At 40.4% G+C, this 1,978-nt stretch carries 1 protein-coding gene; it reads right to left on the reverse strand.

What is annotated here, in order from left to right; all coding sequences use genetic code 11:
- Positions 1 to 116 precede the first annotated feature (116 nt).
- Positions 117 to 1,787, reverse strand: coding sequence for a hypothetical protein (locus NBH15_RS29065; protein WP_250824208.1), 1,671 nt, complete (start codon positions 1,785 to 1,787; stop codon positions 117 to 119).
- Positions 1,788 to 1,978: the final 191 nt, after the last annotated feature.

Genomic DNA, 1,978 nt, shown 5'->3' on the forward strand with positions numbered 1-1,978 from the left:
AGCTATATCGTTATTAGTTAATAATGAATTTGATACAATACAAAGTTAACTAAAATGGTATAGCTTTTGTAGTGCTATCTCGTGCTATCCGTCTTTTCCGATTTTAAACATAGGAACTATTTTCTTATCACTCTGAATTCGCATGTACCGGAACCTAACAATCCAGTACCGTCACCCCCTTCCACCACTCCGGTAAAACCGGTATTGATATCGGAGCAATAGAAAGAAACTTCCGCCTCCCCTTTTTCATCCGTTATGACGGAAGGTTGCCATAACAAAGTATTACGGGCATCGGGAGTTGACAATTGTATATCTATTTCGTCCGGTTGGTAAAATTCACGGGCTACGTAGTAGCCTTTGGCACGCCAAAGGTTGTTACGACGGAGAAGCTCTTCTTCCGAATAAATAGGACCGTGATAAACGACATATTGTTCGTCTTCCACAATAAACCATTTTCCTCCATCGAAATATTTAGGTTTAATAATTCGATACGTTTTACCCTCTACCGGTTTACTTCGTTTTTCAAACGGAACAATATTTGCATTGGGACAATAACGGGGGTCATGATGTACCGTATATCCGTCTTTATAATTTTCCAAATGTCCTTCCGGACACACCCAAGGCATACCAACATCCATCTGTGCCAAACTATCTAAACGTCCCATAAACTTATCCCTGAAAGGTCTACTTGCTTTACGGGTAACAACTACCTCATCCTGTAAAATTGTGCTATCATTACTAACGACCGGCATATCGAGAATCTGTTCTTTTACAGACTGAGAAATATCCATCGTAGGGTAATATCTCTGTTTCTTTTTCCTTAGACTATCGATTTGCGGAAAATAATCTTCTATTTCAAGTTGAGGCTTATGTTCATTCGACAACATCGGTTTCAAATACACATAACCACCTCGAAGTTCCTTCAATATATCCGTACCGACAATAAAAGAGCCGGTTGAGTCAGCCCATACATACAATGAATTTCCCTCAGCACCGGATATCTGAATAAGTTGTTCCGTCCCCTGCGCCTCTTTCCTCTTTTTCTTACTATTAATAGATTGTATGCCTATTATTTCATCAGACAAAAACAGATTTTCATTATCGGGGGCATATTCTATATTCCAGACATACCGCCTCCACCCCTGAGTCAGCAACAATAAATCCATTGCCTGCATACGGTCTTTATTCTTTTCATCGAAATAATAAAGCGGATTATGAATCTTTCCGCGTATCTGAGAGGATAGATAACAATGCGTCAATATGTTTACCGGATCTGCCGGATTAATATATGCCTTATCAAATACACTAAGGCCCAGATTCGTTTTCACAGGTACTCCATTCCCATCCGTCACCTTTATTTTCAATGTAGCTTTTTCACGAAGAGCATATGTTTTCTTATCCGGTTCAATATTGATCTGTAACTTCTTTTCCGGATGCACGTAAACCAACCTTTCCGCAACCGGTTGCATATCGCCATTAAACAAGGTAAACTCTGCGATTCCCTGATAAAAGAACTCACTAAGCGGCATTTTTATTTTAAGCCGGTCCTTCAACACTCCCTTTGCCACACAGCAAATCATCCCACGGACTTGTCCTACCAGACAAACTTCCTGAGCAGGAGAGCCTTCGGTTTGTGAGATAAAAAATTCCAGATTTTTCTTGTCTTGTTTAGATAGGCTTAAAGTCATTCCTTGTGGGTAAATCTCCGGTAAAGAATAACAAGTACCATCCTCTAACTCTATCCAGTATTTCTTTTCTGTATCAGGAGTAAAGAAGAAAACCCCCATTCCGTCATGGCTACTTTCAAATAGGGTAACCGGAATATCATCTTGGTATAAAGTACCCTTTACCTCTACTGGAAAAACCGGAGGTGACTGGGACAGTGCGCCGGAGGAGGCTGGGACACTTTTGATGCGACAAAGTTAATGATTTTTTCTGAGACTGTCTCCTTTGAGTTCAAAACGGATTGCCGAGTGTA

The organism is Parabacteroides caeci (assembly GCF_023656795.1).
GTDB lineage: Bacteria > Bacteroidota > Bacteroidia > Bacteroidales > Tannerellaceae > Parabacteroides > Parabacteroides segnis.